General features: G+C 50.2%; 12 protein-coding genes. All 12 read left to right on the top strand.

Going from position 1 to position 20,238, the window contains the following annotated elements; all coding sequences use genetic code 11:
- Positions 1–16 precede the first annotated feature (16 nt).
- The 12 genes from ABIE27_RS24345 to ABIE27_RS24290 all read left to right on the top strand — a co-directional run bounded on the left by ABIE27_RS24345 (position 17) and on the right by ABIE27_RS24290 (position 20,130).
- A complete protein-coding gene (locus ABIE27_RS24345) occupies positions 17–814 on the top strand; it encodes a copper homeostasis protein CutC (protein ID WP_123066217.1) in 798 nt (265 codons plus the stop codon).
- A 64-nt stretch (positions 815–878) separates the two neighbouring features.
- Positions 879–2,357, top strand: a complete 1,479-nt coding sequence (locus ABIE27_RS24340) for an alpha-L-fucosidase (protein WP_429351711.1) — start codon at positions 879–881, stop codon at positions 2,355–2,357.
- Position 2,358: 1 nt separating this feature from the next.
- Positions 2,359–4,167, top strand: a complete 1,809-nt coding sequence (locus tag ABIE27_RS24335) for a glycoside hydrolase family 35 protein (protein WP_429351710.1) — start codon at positions 2,359–2,361, stop codon at positions 4,165–4,167.
- A gap of 109 nt (positions 4,168–4,276) precedes the next feature.
- Positions 4,277–5,143 carry a sugar phosphate isomerase/epimerase family protein gene (locus ABIE27_RS24330; RefSeq protein ID WP_429351820.1) on the top strand — a complete coding sequence of 289 codons (867 nt, stop codon included), beginning with the start codon at positions 4,277–4,279 and terminating at the stop codon, positions 5,141–5,143.
- A gap of 269 nt (positions 5,144–5,412) precedes the next feature.
- Positions 5,413–6,471: a Gfo/Idh/MocA family protein gene (locus ABIE27_RS24325; RefSeq protein ID WP_123066220.1), complete on the top strand. Its 1,059-nt coding sequence runs from the start codon at positions 5,413–5,415 to the stop codon at positions 6,469–6,471.
- Positions 6,472–6,670: 199 nt separating this feature from the next.
- Positions 6,671–8,083, top strand: a complete 1,413-nt coding sequence (locus ABIE27_RS24320) for an alpha-L-fucosidase (protein WP_123066221.1) — start codon at positions 6,671–6,673, stop codon at positions 8,081–8,083.
- 347 nt (positions 8,084–8,430) lie between these two features.
- Entirely contained in the window at positions 8,431–9,375 is a 945-nt protein-coding gene (locus ABIE27_RS24315; protein ID WP_429351819.1) for an ABC transporter permease, read from the top strand.
- 15 nt (positions 9,376–9,390) lie between these two features.
- Positions 9,391–10,299 carry a carbohydrate ABC transporter permease gene (locus ABIE27_RS24310; RefSeq protein ID WP_240037099.1) on the top strand — a complete coding sequence of 303 codons (909 nt, stop codon included), beginning with the start codon at positions 9,391–9,393 and terminating at the stop codon, positions 10,297–10,299.
- A 135-nt stretch (positions 10,300–10,434) separates the two neighbouring features.
- Positions 10,435–12,069, top strand: coding sequence for an extracellular solute-binding protein (locus ABIE27_RS24305; RefSeq protein ID WP_123066223.1), 1,635 nt, complete (start codon positions 10,435–10,437; stop codon positions 12,067–12,069).
- 171 nt (positions 12,070–12,240) lie between these two features.
- On the top strand, positions 12,241–14,466 hold the full coding sequence (locus tag ABIE27_RS24300) for a helix-turn-helix domain-containing protein (RefSeq protein WP_429351709.1): 2,226 nt from the start codon (positions 12,241–12,243) through the stop codon (positions 14,464–14,466).
- Between the two features lie 55 nt (positions 14,467–14,521).
- Positions 14,522–16,837, top strand: a complete 2,316-nt coding sequence (locus ABIE27_RS24295; RefSeq protein WP_123066263.1) for a glycoside hydrolase family 3 N-terminal domain-containing protein — start codon at positions 14,522–14,524, stop codon at positions 16,835–16,837.
- Positions 16,834–20,130 carry an alpha-mannosidase gene (locus ABIE27_RS24290; RefSeq protein ID WP_123066225.1) on the top strand — a complete coding sequence of 1,099 codons (3,297 nt, stop codon included), beginning with the start codon at positions 16,834–16,836 and terminating at the stop codon, positions 20,128–20,130. The genes ABIE27_RS24295 and ABIE27_RS24290 overlap by 4 nt, the downstream gene beginning before the upstream one ends.
- Positions 20,131–20,238 lie beyond the last annotated feature (108 nt).

Raw genomic sequence — 20,238 nt, 5'->3', positions numbered from 1 at the left:
GTGAGGAGGTGTTCCTATGAACATACAGGTCATCAACAGAGAGCCAATATTGGAAGTCATAGCGTTGGACACAGCAGATGCCCAAGCCGCGGAGCAAGGGGGAGCCGATCGGATTGAGCTTGTATCGGCAATGACCGAAGGTGGACTTACGCCCAGTTACGGGTTGATTGCACAAGTCGTATCCAAGGTGTCGATACCGGTCTATGTCATGATCCGGCCTCATAGCCGCTCGTTCTGCTATAGCGCTGATGATCTTCAGGTGATGATCCAAGACATACGTGTGGCACGTGAGCTTGGTGCCGCAGGCATTGTGATTGGAGCTCTCACCCGTGAGGGAGAAGTACAGCGCTCCTTTTTACAAACTTGTCTGTTGAGCGCTCAGGGGCTGGGAGTTACGTTTCATCGCGCCATCGATTCGAGTGCACATGTGGTGAGAGCGCTGGAGAGCATGGGTGGCATTAATGGCGGGAGTGAGATCAAGGGCAAGTTTGAGTATGAGAGGGAGATGGAGAGCAAGAGCGAGGAGAGTGTCATCGAGCGTGTACTTACATCGGGAGGGAAACCTACTGCCCCTGAGAGTTTGCTCGAACTACAGCGTTTGCAGGAGATAGGACAGACGTTGAACATATCCGTTATGGCGGGTTCGGGTGTCACGATTGAGGGGATTTCAACCATCGTGAGCCGAACGGGGATCACCGAGATTCATATGGGATCGGGTGTGCGGCGCGGAGGGAGTTTCGATCAACCTGTGGATGCTCAGCTTGTCGCTCAGGCCAAAGCAGCGTTGATTCGTTCAGTACAAGAGCTGCAGTAATAATGATATTGGTAATTGCGCAATAAAAGCAGAATGCACTTTTCATATAAGGGAGTGGGAAGCCATGAACTCAAAGCTTTCACCAGCACCAGCGGATTGGATTAAAACAGCGGCACAGGTCAGCCCATCCGAGCGCCAGATGAGATGGCAGGAGATGGAGTTTTATGCTTTTATCCATTTTACCGTGAACACATTTACCGATCGGGAGTGGGGGACGGGCGAGGAAGACCCGGCGATCTTTAACCCTACTGAACTACTTGCAGGGCAATGGGTGGAGACATGTAAAGACGCAGGCATGAAAGGGCTCATTTTGACCTGCAAACATCATGACGGGTTCTGTCTGTGGCCCAGCCGTTATGCAGATCATACGGTTGCAGCGAGTCCATGGCGAAATGGCTCTGGTGATCTGGTGCGAGAAGTTGCGGATGCCTGTCGTGACGCCGGGTTGAAATTCGGGGTGTATCTCTCACCCTGGGATCGTCATGAAGCGTGTTATGGGGATTCGGAGCGGTATAATGCTTTTTTTCTTGCTCAGCTGCGCGAACTGCTGACGAACTATGGTGATATTTTTTGTGTCTGGTTTGATGGCGCATGTGGCGAAGGGCCAAATGGGAAAAGACAGGTCTATGACTGGGACGCATATTACGCGCTCATTCGCGAGCTTCAGCCGGAAGCGGTCATTTCGGTCTGCGGCCCGGATGTACGCTGGTGTGGCAATGAGGCAGGACATACGCGCGAATCGGAATGGAGCGTTGTACCGACGCATATGCAGGATAATGAGAAGATTCAGGAGCAGTCGCAGCAGGTGGATGATAGAGAGTTTGCTAAGAAAATCAACACACAAGATAGTGATCTGGGGAGCCGGGGCATCATCCGTGATTATGCTGATCAGCTGATATGGTATCCTGCCGAAGTTAATACTTCGATTCGTCCGGGCTGGTTCTATCATGCGAGTGAAGATGATCAGGTCAAAACGCTGGACGAACTGCTCTCCGTTTATTACGGCGCCGTGGGCGGCAACGCCTGCTTTTTGCTGAATCTGCCACCAGACAAACGTGGTCTGCTGCATGAAAATGATGTCCAGCGATTGAACGAGATGGGTTCGGTGTTACGTACCACATTCAGTGGAGACTTAGCACACGGCGCACAGGCTGAGGCTTCAGAGACGATGGATGAAGCACATGGAGCTTCACAAGTTTTAAATTCGGATGAAGAGTTGCAACAAGAAGCATATTGGTGCCCATGCGAAGGAACAGAGCAAGCGTGGATGGAATTGATTTTGCCGGAAGAAAAGACCTTCGACCGTGTGATGCTAATGGAACACATCCGATCAGGTCAGCGGATTGAAAGGTTCAGGCTGGAAGTATGCGGTGAGGATGGTCGGTGGCAGGACATCTATGCTGGAACGGTAGTTGGATATAAGCGAATTTGCTGTTTTCCAAAAGTGACTGCACGCCGGGTTCGACTGACCATTCAGGAGTCCAGATGGTGTCCAACACTATCGAAATTCAGCTTATTTTACAGTGAACGGGAGGACGTGTGAGATGGCTATACTGATGGTTCAGGGCTCACAATTCATACTGGATGGGAAACCGGTTCAGATTTTGTCAGGAGCCATTCATTATTTTCGAGTGGTCCCCGAGTATTGGGAGGATCGGTTGCTGAAGCTGAAGGCCTGCGGATTCAATACCGTGGAGACTTATGTGCCATGGAATATGCATGAGCCGCAGCCAGGAGAGTACTGTTTTGAAGGCATGGCGGATGTGGAGCAGTTTATACGACTTGCAGGAGATGCAGAGCTGCATGTGATCGTTCGTCCAAGTCCTTACATCTGTGCGGAGTGGGAGTTTGGTGGTTTGCCGTCCTGGCTGCTTGCGGATGACCATCTGCGGCTTCGTTGTAGTGATTCGGCGTTTCTGGCGCATGTGGATCGGTATTATGATGTGCTTTTGCCCAAGTTAAAACCTCTTCTGAGCACCTCTGGCGGGCCTATTATTGCGTTGCAGATTGAAAATGAATACGGCAGTTTCGGGAACGATGCGAGTTATCTGCAATATTTGCGGGATGGCATGGTGCGACGGGGCATGGATGTGCTTCTCTTTACCTCAGACGGGCCAACAGATCATATGTTGCAGGCCGGTTCTGTATCTGGGCACTTGGCAACGGTTAATTTCGGTTCGGGGACGGAATGGGCATTTGCCAAGCTGCGTGAATATCAAGCAGAGGAACCGCTCATGTGTATGGAGTTTTGGAATGGCTGGTTCGATCACTGGGGCGAGTCACATCATACCCGGGAGGCAGAAGATGTAGCCAAGGTGCTGGAGGAAATGCTGGAGGCGGGCGCATCGGTGAACTTCTACATGTTTCATGGCGGTACGAATTTTGCATTTTATAATGGAGCGAACTGTCAGCAAAAGGATCAATACGAACCAACCATTACAAGTTACGACTACGACTCTCTGCTTAGCGAATCGGGCGAACCGACAGCGAAATTTTATGCGGTTAGAGAGGTTCTCTCACGTTATAGAGGTTTTGAAAAACAGGACGGTTACTGTGAAAAGAGAGATTTAGTTTTACCAGAACCGAAGGGAACGGCATCTTATGGGAGGGTTGAGCTGGCGCAGCGAGCTAGCTTGTTACAACAACTGGACGCACTGGCTGTTAAGATTCAACGTACTAATCCTGAGCCGATGGAGAAGTTGGGGCAGGATTACGGATTTATCAGCTACCAGACGCGGATATCCGGGCCAAGAGAACGACAGGAGTTAGTTGTTCAGGAGGTGCGTGATCGGGCACTGGTGTTTGTGGATGGATTGTTACAGGGTGTGCTTGAACGTGGGAATGTTGCGGCAACGGTATCTTTTGAGGTGCCAGCGGAAGGCGCAGAGCTGCTCATTCTTGTTGAGAATATGGGGCGAATCAATTACGGGCCGTATCTGAGAGATCCGAAAGGAATCACGGAGGGTGTACGGCATGGATTTCAGTTTTTGTACGATTGGACGATTCATTGTTTGCCGATGACCGATCTTTCGGGTTTATCCTATGCTGTGCTGTCTGAGCTTGAGAGCAGCGCAAGAACAGTTAAAGAGGAGCCGTTTTTTTATCGAGGAAGTCTTCATATGGAGGATGTTTCGGATATAAAGGATACCTTTCTGCGTCTGGACGGCTGGACAAAAGGGGTTGCATTTGTAAACGGATTCAATCTGGGCCGCTACTGGAATATAGGCCCGCAACAGACGTTGTATGTTCCTGCTCCGCTCCTCCGTCAAGGAGAGAATGAGATCATCATATTTGAGCTTCATGGAACAGAAGATGCTGCCGTCATGTTCGTAGATCAGCCGGATTTGGGCTAGAAAAGGAAAATCGGTGAGCCATGCGATTATTGGCAATTGCCCTATAGACCGGAACACGGTATACGTTGGGTATGGACACCCATCACAGGAGAGGGAGAGGATGAGGAAGATGAAAGTTGGACTTAGCACGTACAGTTTGCAACAGGCACTGGATCGTAAGGAGCTAACTGTGCCGGATGCCATTCGCTGGATTGCCGAGCAGGGCGGGCAACATGTGGAGATTGTACCGATGGGCTTCAGTCTGATCGATAATTCGGCATTAATCGAGGAGATCAAGGCTGCGGCTCAGGACGTTGGCATCGACATCTCCAACTATGCCATTGGTGCAAATTTTGCGGTTCAGGAGAGTACCGAGACGTTAGAAGAAGAAATTCAGAGCGTTATGCGCCATGTGAATGTCGCCGCCGACCTCGGAGTGAAGCTGATGCGTCATGATGTCGCTTTCCGGCCTGCACAGGAAGGGACTGTAGCACAGTTTGAAGCTGATCTTCCCGTACTCGTCAAAGCCTGTCAGCGAATTGCCGACTATGCCGCTGGTTTTGGCATTACAACGAGTGTGGAGAACCACGGGTATTATGTGCAATCGAGCGAGCGAGTTCAGCGACTGTTACATGAAACGGGTCGGGAAAATTTCAAAACGACACTGGATATCGGGAATTTCCTCTGTGTCGATGAGGATCCAGTGAGTGCGGTGAAAAATAACATTCCTTACGCGTCCATCGTTCACGCCAAAGATTTCTACTGGCGGTCTTCCACCCGGAATCCCGGCGAAGGGTGGTTCCAGACCTCCCATGGCAATTATCTGCGCGGAGCCATCGTGGGTCATGGCGATATCGACATGCCTGAAGTGTTTCGCGTACTGAAGCGGTCCGGTTATGACGGATATATCTCGGTTGAATTCGAAGGCATGGAGCACTGCCAGACCGCCTCGCGCATTGCGATGGATAACGTGCGCCGTTTGTGGGATGAGGCGTGACAATATGTAGTTAAGGCCGCCATGATATCTAGCGTTGCCGCCTGCGTGTCGTTTTGCTTAGTCCTGTGGGATGCAGTGTAGTGTCGTGGATTACTCTAAATAGAGTTCATTCAAGAGTTCACTGTATGAAGGCAACCGCAGTCAATGTAATTTTTCAAAAGTGAATGGAATTAAGCGTGATTTGAGGATCATGAGAATTTTATTTCAAAGATGGATTTTCCAAGCTGAACGGTATTCATTTTCATTTTTAACACTGGAGGGGTAGTGAAATGTCCAAATTGAAAGTTGCCGTCATCGGCGCTGGTTCTATATCGGATTGTCACCTGCAAGCGTATGCCAGCAACCCGGAAGTAGAGATTTATGCGATCTGTGATCTGAACGAAACTCGTGCCGCCGAAGTGGCGAAGCAGTACGGGGCATCCCATGTGTTTACGGACTATAAAGACTTGCTCGCTCTGCCGGAGATTCATTCGGTAAGCATCTGCACATGGAATGATTCGCATGCCGAGATCAGTATTGCGGCGCTGGATGCAGGCAAAAACGTGCTCTGCGAGAAACCACTCTGCCAGACCGTGAAGGATGCGCTAGAGGTAGAAAAGGCCGTTCATCGCAGTGGAAAGTTGTTACAAGTAGGTTTTGTTCGCCGTTATAGTGACAACGCCCAGATTCTGAAAAAGTTTATCGACGAAGGTGAACTTGGCGAAATCTATTATGCCAAAGCTTCCAGTCTGCGCCGTCTTGGCAACCCGGGTGGCTGGTTTGCGGATAAAAGTCGCTCTGGCGGTGGCCCGTTAATTGATATCGGTGTACATGTTATCGACATTTGCTGGTACCTGATGGGTAGACCTAAGGTTAAATCGGTCTCCGCCAATGTCTCAAATCGGCTCGGTAACCGGGCAAACATTCGAAATCTTTCGTTCTATAAGGCTGCTGATTACGATGCGGAACAGAACACGGTGGAAGATATGGCGAATGCATTGATCCGTTTTGAAAATGGGGCAAGCCTGTTGGTCGATGTCAGCTTCACCCTACATGCGAAGTCTGATGAGACAGCAGTCAAGCTGTATGGCGACAAAGGCGGTGCCGAGCTGGAACCGGAGATTTCAATTATTGGTGAGAAGTTCGATACCATTCTGAACATGACACCGCAAGTCGATTTTAAATCCTTTGACTTCATGGGTTCGTTCCGCAACGAAATCAACCATTTCATAGACAGCACGCAGGGCCGAAAAGAAACCCTTAGCCCCGTCGAGGACGGTGTGGAAGTCATGAAAATGCTGTGTGCCATCTACGAATCCGCGCGCGAGGGCAAGGAGATCACGTTGTAATTCATACGTGAAACGGAGAGTGCAGAACCAATCTGGAGAAGCGGAGCGCTCGCCTTTACCACCGGATTTCCACATCAGGGACATAATTCATAGAAATCCGGGGGTAACAGCGATCGAAAGATGGTACTGCAATCGGAGTGCCCAGTGTAAATCCACCTTTTACAACGTCAGAAATTTCAACTAAAGGAGATGCTTTATTTTGACTCAAACCAATCCCCCCCTGCCAGAGCAGGAAGAGCACATCGTTGAAGCAGGCGTACACAACTTTAGCAAAGAAGACGAATGGGTAAAGCCGGAAGACCCACTGCTGCTGGAGCGGCTGGAGTGGTTCAAAGATCAGAAGCTGGGTTTGATGATGCACTGGGGACCGTACTCGCAACTCGGCTTGGTGGAATCGTGGGCACTGAGCGATGAGGATGGCGACTGGTCGCGGGATGATGTGGACTGGACGGACGACATGGAGGATTTCAAACGTGAATATTTTGACCTGAACAAAACCTTCAATCCGATTCGGTTTCAGCCTGAGGAATGGGCACAGATGGCTGCAGACAACGGCTTTAAATATTTCCTGTTTACGACCAAGCACCATGACGGCTTCTGCATGTGGGATACCAAAACAACCGATTACCGGATTACGGACAAAGATACGCCGTTCCACAAACACAAATATGCTGATATCTGCCGGGTATTGTTTGACGCCTTCCGAGCGAAGGGGCTCGGCATCTCGGCGTACTTTTCCAAAGCAGACTGGCACACCCCATATTACTGGGCACCGGGCATGGAGCGTGGACGGCATATGTGGCGCGGGCCTTCTTATGATCCACACAAGTATCCCTGGATGTGGGAAAAGTTCGTGGAGTTCACCCACGAGCAGATCATGGAATTGCTGACGAATTACGGACGGATCGAGTGTCTGTGGCTCGATGCAGGCTGGGTACGTGAAGGCCGCCACGGTCAGGATATCCGGCTTGGTGAAGTGGTCGAACGGGCGAGAAAGAGCACGCAGCCTTGGCTTCTGTCGGCAGATCGCACCGTTGGCGGGCCGTATGAGAATATCGTCACCCCGGAGCAGACGATCCCGGAGCATCCGATGAATATTCCGTGGGAGAGCTGTATTACCGTTGGGCACTCTTTTGCTTTTGGCTTCGATGATCAGTATAAATCGGGACGGCAGCTTGCACATATTTTGCTCGAAGTGGTATCCAAAGGCGGGAATCTGGCACTGAATGTCGGGCCGCAGCCGGACGGACGTCTACCCAAAGGGGCAATTCGAGGTATTCAGGGACTTGGCGAATGGCTGAACACACACGGTGAAGGGATCTATGGTACCCGCATTTGCGCACCGTATTACACGAAGGAGTGGGCATTTACACAGAAAGAAGATATCCACACCGTCTATGCCTTCCGCATCTATCGCAACGAGAATGAGAGCCTAGAAGAGCGACTGATCATTCCTTATGTGGAAAAGGTGGAGAGAGTTGAACTTATCGGTACGAATGACGTACTTTCGTTTCAGCAAACAGAAGAAGGGCTGATCGTGGTGCTACCACGATCCGCTACAAACAGTGAAGCACCCATCACTCATACATTTAGATTAATCACCAAATCATAAAAACATATGTCAATTCCGGGGGAGATATGGGCGCCTCCGGAATTTTATTTTTTATACATAGAAAGTACAGATACCCATAGTGCATGGCTTTAAATGCTTGCTCCACAAGGGTTTTTGGAATAAAGAGAGGTCGGAGAAAATTGCAAATTGATCCAAAAGCACTCGGCAATGTACTATCAAATCAAGAAAGCGCTACCTGATATGATTGTTAACATTGATTGGATTATTAGCATCAAATGAGCGTCAAGAACTAACGTTTAAGGGATGTAAATGTAATGTATTATTACACTTGAGGCCTAGAAGGAGTGACGCAAATGAGTCGAGGTACAGAAAGCATACCTGCGAACATGGAGCTGCAGCAATTACGTCAGACAGCGCCCAAACAGCAGCATCCGTTCATTAAAAGCTTCAAAAAGCACTGGGAGCTGTACCTGCTTGTGCTGCCTCCGGTGTTGTATCTATTGATCTTCAAATACATTCCGATGGTAGGGGTGCAGATTGCCTTTAAGGATTTCAGTGTCGTAAAAGGCATCTGGGGCAGTCCATGGGTGGGGCTCAAACATTTTGAAGCTTTCTTCGATTCCCCGAACTTTTGGCTGCTGATCAAGAACACTATTGGCATCAGCTTCTATTCCCTCATTGCCGGTTTCCCTATACCGATCTTGCTAGCCTTGGCGCTGAACGAGATTCGAACGGGTTACTTTAAAAAGACCGTACAGATGGTTACGTATGCACCGCATTTTATCTCCACCGTTGTCATGGTATCCATCATTATTCTGATGCTTTCCCCCCATGTGGGCGTTGTAGACAAGTTATTTAGCTGGCTGGGTTTCCCGATGACCAACTTTATGGGGATTCCCGAATATTTCAAATCAATCTATGTCTGGTCCGGGGTATGGCAGGGTATGGGGTACTCCTCGATTATATACATCGCGGCTCTGGCGGGCGTTGATCCTTCTCTATACGAAGCGGCCAAGATGGACGGTGCCTCAAGGTTGCGGAAAATATGGCACATCGACCTTCCAACTCTTGTTCCGGTCACCGTAATCATGTTGATTCTAAGTCTGGGCAGCATTATGGGCGTTGGCTTCGAAAAAATATACCTCATGCAGAATCCGCTGAATACGAGCGCTTCGGAGGTCATCTCCACGTACGTGTACAAGGTCGGTCTGATCGGAGCGAATTTCAGCTTCTCCGCGGCAGTTGGTTTCTTCAACTCCATCATTAACCTGATTCTGCTGGTCATCGTCAACAGCATTTCCCGCAAAGTATCCGAGAACAGCTTGTGGTAAAGGAGGAGCATGTCCATGTTTAATCTGATGAATCGGAACCGAATTAAAGACCCGGTTGGCGACCGTATTTTCATGACTATCAACTATATCTTTCTGATTGCCATTCTGTTAACGGTGTTCTACCCGCTCTTGTACATCGTCAGCTCCTCATTCAGCTCGTCACGCGCCGTAACATCCGGCCAAGTGTGGCTGTTCCCGGTTGATTTTAACATCAAGGCGTACATCTCCATTTTCAAAAGCCAGCAACTCATGCTCGGGTTTTACAACACGATCATTTACACCGTAGTCGGTACGTTCATCAACGTTGCACTGACTGTTATGCTGGCTTACCCGCTCTCCCGCAAGTCGTTCTACGGACGGGGAGCCATCATCATCTTCATGATGATTACGATGTTTTTTGACGGGGGTCTGATTCCGACCTACCTGCTGATGAAAGACCTGCACCTGCTGGATACCCGCTGGGCGATGTGGCTTCCCGGAGCACTTGCCGTGTTCCAGGTCATCGTTGCGCGCACCTTTTTCCAGTCGTCAATCCCCGAGGAGCTTGGTGAAGCTGCCGAGATGGACGGATGCCGGGATATCCGCTACCTGATCAGCGTTGTGCTGCCGCTCTCCAAACCGATTCTGGCGGTGATGACCCTGATGTACGCCGTCGGTCACTGGAATGCATACTTTGATGCACTCATCTACTTGCGCTCCGAGAAGTTGTTCCCGCTGCAATATGTGCTTCGTAACTTGTTAATTCTGAATGCGGCTGATCCGGCCATGCTCGCAAATACAAGTCAGCAGATGAGGGATCAAGGGTTCGAGCAGGTGCTGAAATATGCGCTGATTGTGGTCGCCAGTATTCCGATTCTGATCATGTATCCTTTTGTCCAAAAACACTTTGTCAAAGGGGTTATGGTCGGTTCACTTAAAGGATAGATGGTAGCCGGTTCTTGAAAGGAGGTGGGGGCACACGCCGGCTTCCGGGATTGGTTTTTGAAACTTATAGAACCTATATCAACCCGTACAGCTTAACCAAAGGTTTGCCGTTATGAACAAAAAGGAGGAGTCAGCTTGAGAAAATCCTGGATTTCAATTTTGTGTCTGATCTTCGCTTCGGTGACGATATTGTCCGCATGCAGTTCATCTGAAAAAGCGGGTACAGGTAGTGAGGGGAGCGGCGAGAGCGGCGGTCCTGTAACGATGACTTTTTTTGCTCCGCAAGGTAAAGCGCCGATGGAGGACAATGAATTCACCAAGTTTATCGAAAAAAAGTTCAACGTGACCTTGAAATGGGACCTGGCCCCGACAGACGCTTTGCAGGATCGCAGACAATTGCTGCTAGCCAGTGGGGATTATCCTGAAGTGTTCCTGCACGGCAAGTTCACCACCTCGGATCTTCAAACCTATGGTAAACAAGGCGTGTTCCTTCCGCTTCAAGACCTGATCAAGCAATATGGCCCGAACCTCACCAAAGTGATGGAAGAGAAGCCTTATTTTAAGGATGCCATAACGGCACCGGACGGTAACATCTATGCACTGCCTATTTTTAATGAATGTTACCACTGTACGTATGCGCAGAAATATTGGATCAACAAAGAATGGCTGGATAAGGTGGGGCTGAAAATGCCAACGACGACCGACGAACTGTATACCGTTCTGAAGGCGTTCAAAACCCAAGACCCGAACGGCAACGGCAAAGCCGATGAGATCCCGCTCACAGGTGCACCGAACAAGTATGTGTGGAACGGCAACATTGATGCTTACCTGATGAACAGCTTTATATACAACGATAACGATAAATACCTGATCGTGAACGACGGCAAGGTCAGCTTTGCCGCCAATCAGGAGGGATGGAAGAAGGGGCTGGAGTACATGCACAAGCTGTACGCGGATGGCCTGATCGACCCGGCTTCCTTCACACAGAATGACCAGGCGATTGGTCAACTGGGGAATAAAGAAGGCGACGAAGTGGTTGGCTCCATTACAACGGCACTGGTCAGCTATCTGGTGAATACGTATGACAAAAAGATTACCCGTCACCAGCACTGGGAAATCGTGCCTCCACTCAAAGGGCCGGATGGTGTGCAGACGACGGGAGCAACGCAAAGTGTGGGTGAATTTGAATTTGCCATTACCAACAAAGCGACCGAAGCACAGCAGATCGCAGCCATCAAAATTGTAGATTACATGTTCAGTGAAGAGGGTGCACTCTACGCAGAGTATGGCCCGACCGAAGGCAAGGGATGGAAGAAAGCAGACCCGGATGAGAAGAACATCAATGGGGAGCCTGCCAAGTACAGCTATTACAACCTGCCTGAACGTGATCCAAACGTGGTTGTGAACGAGAGCTGGTCACAGATCGGTGCGCATGACTTGTCCAACACGTTCCGTAACTTGTTTGCAGAAGGTCAAGACCCGCTGTCTGCTGAAGGATACGGTACAAGGCTTGCTCAGGCGACGAAAGTATATGCTCCATACGCTCCCAAAGAAGTATATCCTGCCAACGTATTTATTCGTCCAGAGGATACCGAGACCGCGGCTCAGCTGACCACCGCAATCAAAGATTATGTACAGACGAATATGGCTCAGTTCATCATCGGCAGCAAGAGCATTGATAAGGATTGGGACTCGTACGTGAAAGGTTTCGATGGACTTGGATTGAGCAATTATCTGGATATTTATCAGCGTGCAATTGAGAAAAAGTAGTATATACGGACTGTCCCGCCTGTCACCCGTGACCGGGGCAGTCTTCTCCTATGACAACCCCACGTCATTCGATATAATGAACGCATAATTATGAAAAATTTGTGAACAGAGGCAAGGTGCAAGTGGTTTGTCGTCATGCAACATGAAATGGATTGGTGGGGGGGCGCGGAGATGAACAACAATTGGTTCAGACGTTTGCTGTTATCGTATTTGCCTATTTTTTTTATTGTGACGACGATTTTATTTTTTATTTTCTTTCAGGTATTTAACGAACAGAACCGAAGGGAAGCACTTAAGGCCAATGAATTTTTGGCTTCACAGGTGACACAGTATCTGGATAATTCCTTGCGTTCCATTGATTTCAAGGTACTGCGCGAGATTTTGACCAACTCTAATCTGAAAAATTATTTCTCGGTATCTGGCAGCGAGGATGTCTATGCCGGCATTCAGGCAGTTAAGGTCATCGATGAATTGAAGATAGAATATCCGCTGATCGACTCGGTCTACCTGGTCAGGTACAGCGATAACACCGTTTTTAGCAATGGCAAGGCCGTTCCGATCAACGAGTTTCCCGATGCAGTCTTTATTGCAGACAGCCGGACGAGAGATGAGCAGAAGTGGGTCGGCGCACGGTCATTCAAGGCGTTTCCTTCCCAATCGGCGGAGCAGGTCATTACGATTGTGCGGAATGTCGGGAACGGTAGAGGTCTTGTAGTGACCAACGTTGAGTTGAACACGCTACAAAAATCTATTATGCAGATGTACGACCCTGAATTTACGTTTGTGAACATCTATAACCGATCCGGTGGAAGTCTCTGGCATGGTGGTGCGCCTGATGCTGAGATGCTTGCTTCCAAGCCAGTTTCCGCTTCGGGAGAGGTATTCTCTGAATTCACGTCCAGCTATAGTGGCTGGAAGGTGCAGACGGGGCTAAATAACGGGAAAATCATCAAGTTTACGCTGCAATTTTATAATATCTGGTTTATTTTCGCTGTCGCTGTTGTGCTGATCGGGGTTGTATGGGTCGTCTATGTGACACGCAGAAACTATAAACCGATCCAGCAGATTGTTACCTTAATTCAGACTGTATCTTCACAGAAACCGTCAGCATTGAACTATGGCAAGGAGAATGAATTCCGTTTCATTCATACTACACTGGAGCGCATGATCGACCAGACGAAGCAATATCAGGAGGAGCATGAAGAGAATCTGATTTTGCAGAAGAAGGTCTTCTTTCAGGAACTGCTGGAAGGTACGCGGGATTACACATGTCATGAGTTATCTGCGGAGATGAGCAAGTTCAAGCTGCCGGAATTAGAGCATCGCTGGGCTGTGATGGTGGTGGAGATGGATCGATACGATGTATTTATGGATGAGTATCATCAGCAGGATCAAGCCCTCCTGAAATTCGTGCTGTCGAGCATTTTGCAGGAAAGTGCACGGCAAGAAGGAACCGAGGTATGGGCGGAGTGGGTTTCAAGTCAGCGACTGTACGCCATCCTCTGGCTGCCTGAGACGGAACGGTCGGAAGAGACGGAAAAGCAGTTGCTCAGCGGATATCTGGATCGGGTTGGTCAGTATTTGAACTTTACCGTCACGATTGGTGTGGGCAGGGTTGCCGTGGATATTCGCGGACTTCGGGCTTCGCTTAAAGAGGCTGTGCATGCCCTGGAGTACAAGGCGGTTCTGGGCACCAATCGGATCATACCGTGCGGAGATGTACCGAGTTCGACAAATGATGTGTATGAGTTTTTAAAGACTATCTCCTTGCTAGTGCAGGCGATGCGGCTATCAGACGATGCTTGGGAACAGCATTTTGAACGGCTGTTTAAGCAGATTCGCGAGTCCGTTCTGTCTCGTCAGGAGATTATGAACACGGTCCAGCTGTTGTTCCAGCATTATAATCGTGAATTTGCCGAGCTTCCACGCGAATATCAGGAGTCATGGGCGGCGATATTTACGCCATTGCTGCCACGGCTGGAAGGTTGGGAGACGCTGGATGATCTGCGCGAGCTGTGCCTGGAAGGGTTCCGTGAACTGGCGCGGCAGATGGAGACACTGCAATGCTCTCGTAAACATCGATCACATATTCTGGAGATTCGCAAATATATCGAGGAGCATTACAACAATCCCGATCTGTCGCTGAATTACCTTAGTGATCTGTTCGATATCAATCCGAAGTATCTGAGCAAGCTTTTCAAAGATGAGATTGGCGAGAAATTCGTGGATCTGCTCATCAGTCACCGGATCGAAAAAGCGAAACAGCTCATGCAACAGACGGACAAAGCGATCCAGGAGATCAGTGAGGAAGTGGGATATACGAACTACAATTCCTTCAACCGTGCTTTTAAAAATGTCGTTGGCATGGCTCCAAGTGACTATCGAAAGGCGATGTAAGCTCCACGTATGACCAACTCACAGGCAGGAGGAGAATGTGCATATGCAAACGCAAATGGGCTACAAAGATGTATCACTTCCCATTCAGGAGCGGGTACAGGATCTGCTCGAACGAATGACCATCGCGGAGAAGATCGGGCAGTTGATCCAGCCTATGGGGTGGAAAACGTACAAGAAAGCGGCAGATGGCTCGGTGCAGGTGACGGAAGAGTTCGAGGCAGACATGGCGCGGGGTGGTGTCGGCTCATTGTATGGTGTACTCAGGGCAGATCCATGGACGGAAGTAACTTTGGGGACAGGGCTAACGCCCCGGCAAGGTGCGGTGGCAACGAATGTCATTCAGCAATATGCGATAGAGCGTTCCCGATTAGGGATTCCGATTCTGTTCGGAGAAGAGTGTTCCCACGGGCATATGGCAATTGGTGCAACGGTCTTCCCTGTGCCGCTCACGGTAGGAAGTACGTGGAATATCGATCTGTATCGCAGGATGTGCGAGGCGATCGCTGTGGAAACCCGGAGTCAGGGCGGTGCAGCCACGTATTCTCCGGTGCTGGATGTCGTTCGTGACCCGAGATGGGGACGAACGGAGGAATGTTTTGCCGAAGACGCTTATCTCATCGGGCAGTTTGCTGTGGAAGCCATTCATGGATTGCAGGGAGAGCGGCTTGATTCAGATCGAACGGTAGTGGCGACACTCAAACATTTTGCGGCGTACGGCAGTTCAGAGGGCGGGCGCAATGCAGCGCCAGTGCATATGGGAATGCGTGAATTGCATGAAATCGACCTGCTTCCGTTCAAACAAGCGGTGGAAGCCGGAGCCTGCTCGGTCATGACGGCCTATAACGAGATCGATGGTGTGCCGTGTACGTCCAGTACGTATCTGCTTCATGATCTTTTGCGGGAGAAGTGGGGTTTCGACGGATTTGTCATTACCGATTTTGGCGCGATCCAGATGCTGGTGAACGGACACAACACGGCAGAGGACGGAGAGCAAGCCGTGGCGCAGTCCCTGCGGGCAGGTGTAGATATGGAGATGTCCGGATTCATGTACCGCAAACATCTGGCACAGGCGCTTGAACAGGGTTTACTGGAAGAGGCAGAGCTGGATGTGGCGGTGCAACGGGTGTTGGAGATGAAATTCAGGCTCGGTTTGTTTGAGCAGCCATATGTTGATCCTGATTTTGCAGAACAGGTTATCGGGTGTGAGGAGCATGTCGGGGTTGCGCGGGAGGTGGCACAAGAGGGAATTGTCCTGTTGAAAAATGAAGGACATTTGCTTCCGCTTGCTGCTCAGGGAACCAAACTGGCTGTGATCGGGCCGAACGCCAACCATATCTATAATCAGCTCGGAGACTATACCTCGCCGCAGCCAAGGGAGCAGATTGTGACGGTGCTGGATGGTATCACGCGCAAACTCGGTGGGACGGATACTGCTCAGGTGCTGTATGCACCCGGATGCCGGATCAAGGGTAATTCGAGAGAAGGCTTTGCACAGGCGCTTGCATGTGCGGAGCAGGCTGATGTCATCGTTATGGTGATGGGCGGATCGAGTGCTCGCGATTTTGGCGAAGGTACGATTGATCTGCGGACAGGGGCATCCGTGGTAACCGATGATCCGTGGAATGACATGGAGTGCGGGGAAGGCATTGACCGTTCTTCATTGAACCTGATGGGTGTACAGCTGGAACTGGTGCAGGAAATACATAGACTGGGGAAACCGGTCGTTGTGGTGTATATTAACGGGCGCCCTATTGCCGAACCCTGGATCGATGAGCATATTCCGGCCATTCTGGAAGCATGGTATCCGGGGCAGGAGGGGGGCAATGCCATCGCAGATGTACTGTTCGGGGACGTGAATCCATCGGGACGACTGACCGTATCCATTCCTAAACATGAAGGTCAGCTTCCCGTGTACTATCATGCGAAACGGACGCGCGGCAAGCGATACTTGGAGATGGAGCTAACGCCGCAATATGCTTTCGGACATGGGCTTAGCTACACGGATTTCAAGTACGACAATGTACGAGTGACACCGGAAGTGATTGAGCCGAACGAGGAGGCACAGGTGCAGGTCGAAGTGACGAATGTGGGTGCCGTGGCAGGCAAAGAGGTCGTTCAGCTGTACATTAGCGATGTGTCGGCTTCCGTTACCCGGGCTGAAATCGCCCTGAAAGGTTTTTGTAAAATCCATCTGGAGCCAGGTGAGACCCGAACCGTAACGTTTCCTGTGCAAAAAGAACATCTCGCACTGATCGACTCCCGTCTTCAGTCTGTGGTGGAACCGGGTGAATTCAAGCTGATGGTCGGACGCAGCTCTGCGGACTGGACGGCTTGCAGTCTGCGTGTACAACAGGTGGAGGTGAAGGAATGATCCGAATTCAGCGGTTTATCGAAGATTTGAAGCAGAAGCAGTGGCTGGAAGTCGTTGAACTTCCCGAGTGGCAGATGCAGCGCGCTCGATATATTCGGCCAGGAGAATACGAGTATGAGCTGGAAGGAAACGGAGCGATCCAGCCTTTAAATCCCTTGAACAGCACGCACGGAACGACGTATTTTCTGAGCAAAAGAATTGAGGTTCCCCAAACATGGCGGGGTGAGGCTATCGGATTCATTTTTGAAGCGGGTGGGGAAGGGTTGTTGAAGGTCAACGGTGTTCCTTATCACGGGCTGGATCGCAACCATACCTTCGTTCCCCTACCGATAGAACGTGTGGGATTAGCGCCGAAGCTGGAGATCGAGCTGTATGATCCCATCCCGGAGCCGCATGATCCCTTGAATCGACAAGCGGTGATCCAGCCTCCGATCCAGGGGATACGAGCGGCACTGGTGCATGTGAATCAACCGTTGCAGAGCCTGATGTACAGCATAATGGTGCTTTCCGAGTCGTTACAGGCTTTACCGGAGAAGGATCTGAAACGTATAACACTGTTACGGACCATGCATCAGGTGATGGATGAGATGTATCATGATCCGGTACGCTGGCAGGATGGCGTGTGGTTGCAAGAACTGGAACAGAGGATAGCCCAGACTGTGGAGCGGGAAGACTCCGAGCAGCACCGAAGCGGGTTTATGCATCTGGTTGGACAGTCTCACATTGATGTGGCCTGGCTTTGGCCTGTTCGAGAGACCGTGCGCAAATCGAGCCGGACGTTCTCTACGATGTGTACGCTAATGGATACGTATCCGGATTTTGTGTACTCCCAGAGCCAGCCTCAACTATATGCTTTTGTAAAGGAGCATTATCCCGAGCTGTATGAACGGGTGAAGGCACGTATTGCCGAAGGGCGCTGGGAACTGGTCGGTGGCATGTGGGTGGAGCCGGACTTGAACATTCCGAGCGGCGAGTCCTTGGTGCGCCAGATTCTGTACGGACAGCAGTTCTATCAGTCGGAATTCGGCAAACGTTCAAATATTGAATGGCTGCCGGATACGTTTGGATACTGCGCTTCACTGCCTCAGATTCTGAGGCTTGCCGACATTCCTTATTTTATGACCACCAAATTGAACTGGAATGATACGAATGTGTTTCCGTATGATCTGTTCGACTGGGTGGGGATTGACGGTACCTCGGTGCTGTCTTACCTGAATCATGGTGTAAATGAACATACGCGTCCCAAAGATATGCATGAACACTGGCAGTCCTACAAGCAAAAAGACGTTCATGCGGAGCAGATGCTACTTTATGGACACGGCGATGGCGGCGGCGGTGTGACGAATGAGATGGTGGAGTTTGCGGAGCGTTCTCACCTGATGGCAGGGCATCCGATCAGTCAATTCAGCACGGCGGGAGCCTTTTTTGAAGGGATTGCAGCGAGTAAACCAACACTGCCGAAGTGGCATGGTGATCTGTATCTGGAGCTGCATCGCGGTACGTACACCACCCACGCGCGGAATAAACGCAGCAACCGCAAGGCCGAGGTGCTCTATCGCGAAGCAGAAATATGGAGCCAGTGGGATCAGAAACGCAGTCGGATGCTGGATCACAAGGAAGTGCTCGAAGAAGGCTGGAAGCTGATCATGCTGAATCAGTTCCATGATATTATTCCGGGTACGTCGATTCCCGAAGTGTATGTAACTTCTGCTGAGGAGTATACGAAGGTGTTTGCGCTTGGTGATGAAGTGCTGCAGGGGTCACTCGATGCTCTCACGGATAACATTGCAACGAATGAAGTACCAGGTAAGCCGTACGTTATATTCAACAGTCTTGGCTGGGAACGAAATGAAGTGATCTGCATCTCAGGTGGAGCCGAATTAGCTGCATTGAAGGCGTATGACCGTCAGGGGAAACGGTTGATTAGTGAAATTGAGCAAGGTGCAGATGGGGTTCGTCTGCATGTTCTTGTTCCTTCGATTCCTGCCTTTGGGTATAACACCATATGGCTGCGCGAGGCAGAAGATGAAATACTGCGTGTAGAAGTAGGGGGAGCAGAGCTGGAAGCCGAAGCAAAAGAAGAAGTAGAACGATATGCAAAAGAAGAAATAGCGGTAACCGTAGAACAGGGAGCGGATAGCGCATTAGGAGCAACAGGTGAGGTCGACATCCCAGTAGGGAAAAGAACAACAGATGCAGTTTTAGAAGTGGGTTCAGCGATCCCAAAGACGGCTAAGCTTGAGCAAATACCTGCATGTTGGGAAACCGAGTTCTATTTGCTTGAATTCAACGACTTGGGTGAGATCACAAGATGGTATGACAAGACCGTAGGGCGTGAATGGTTGAAGCCGGGCGACCGAGCGAATGAGTGGCAGTTTTTCCATGACAAACCGACGTACTGGGATGCATGGGATATAGACCCCCGGTTTGAATCTCAACGTGCGGGGGGTGTGCAGCTGATTTCCAGAGAGGTTGTGCAACGCGGCTCTGTACAGGATGTACTGCGGTTCCGCTGGAAGCTGAATGATTCCGAGATTAGCCAGGATATGATTTTAGTTCATCACCAGCGGCGCATTGATTTCAAAACCCGGCTCGATTGGAAAGAAAGTCACAAGCTGCTCAAAATAGCGTTTCCGGCAGATCTGGTGGCGGCCAAAGCAACCTATGAGATTCCGTTTGGCGCTTTGGAGCGGGCAACGCATAACAATACGAGCTGGGAACGGGCACAGTTCGAGGTGTGTGGGCACCGCTGGGCTGATCTTTCGGAGGGCAATAGTGGTATCAGTTTGTTGAATGATTGCAAGTATGGCTACGACGTTAAGGATCGCACCATTCGTCTTTCGCTGCTGCGAGCGCCAAAATGGCCGGATATACATGCCGATCAAGGGCAGCATGAATTCACATATTCCGTGTTGCCGCATGAAGGAGACTGGCGTCAGGCGAATGTGGTACAGCGTGCGATGGAACTGAATCATCCGGTACAGGTGTTTGCGTCTACACCACATGCGGGCGAGAAGTCTTCAAAACACAGCTGGGTTCAGTTCGACAGTGAGCATATTATTTTGGATACGATCAAGGTGTCGGAGGACGGATCAGGAACGGTACTGCGTTTCTATGAATCAACCGGAGGCCGGGAGACAATACAGGTGCAGTGGAATGAGCAAAATGTGAGTGCGTCTATCATCAATCTGTTAGAAGATGAACTGGAGTCGCTTTCTTGCGAGGGTGGAGCGTTTAAACTGACGTTTAAGCCCTATGAAATCAAGTCGGTAAAGCTTGTGCCATCAAGTTGATACGATATAAGTTGAACTATTCATTTACACTATAACGGAGAGGACAGAAAAAACCTGAAAAAGCGAAGCGCTCGCCTAAAAGCTTTCTGCAAGAAAGCTACATCGGAA

This window comes from Paenibacillus sp. 4624, from assembly GCF_050435065.1.
GTDB lineage: Bacteria > Bacillota > Bacilli > Paenibacillales > Paenibacillaceae > Paenibacillus > Paenibacillus amylolyticus_D.
Note: the sequence above shows the minus strand (reverse complement) of the source record. Positions and strands in the feature narration are given on the sequence as shown.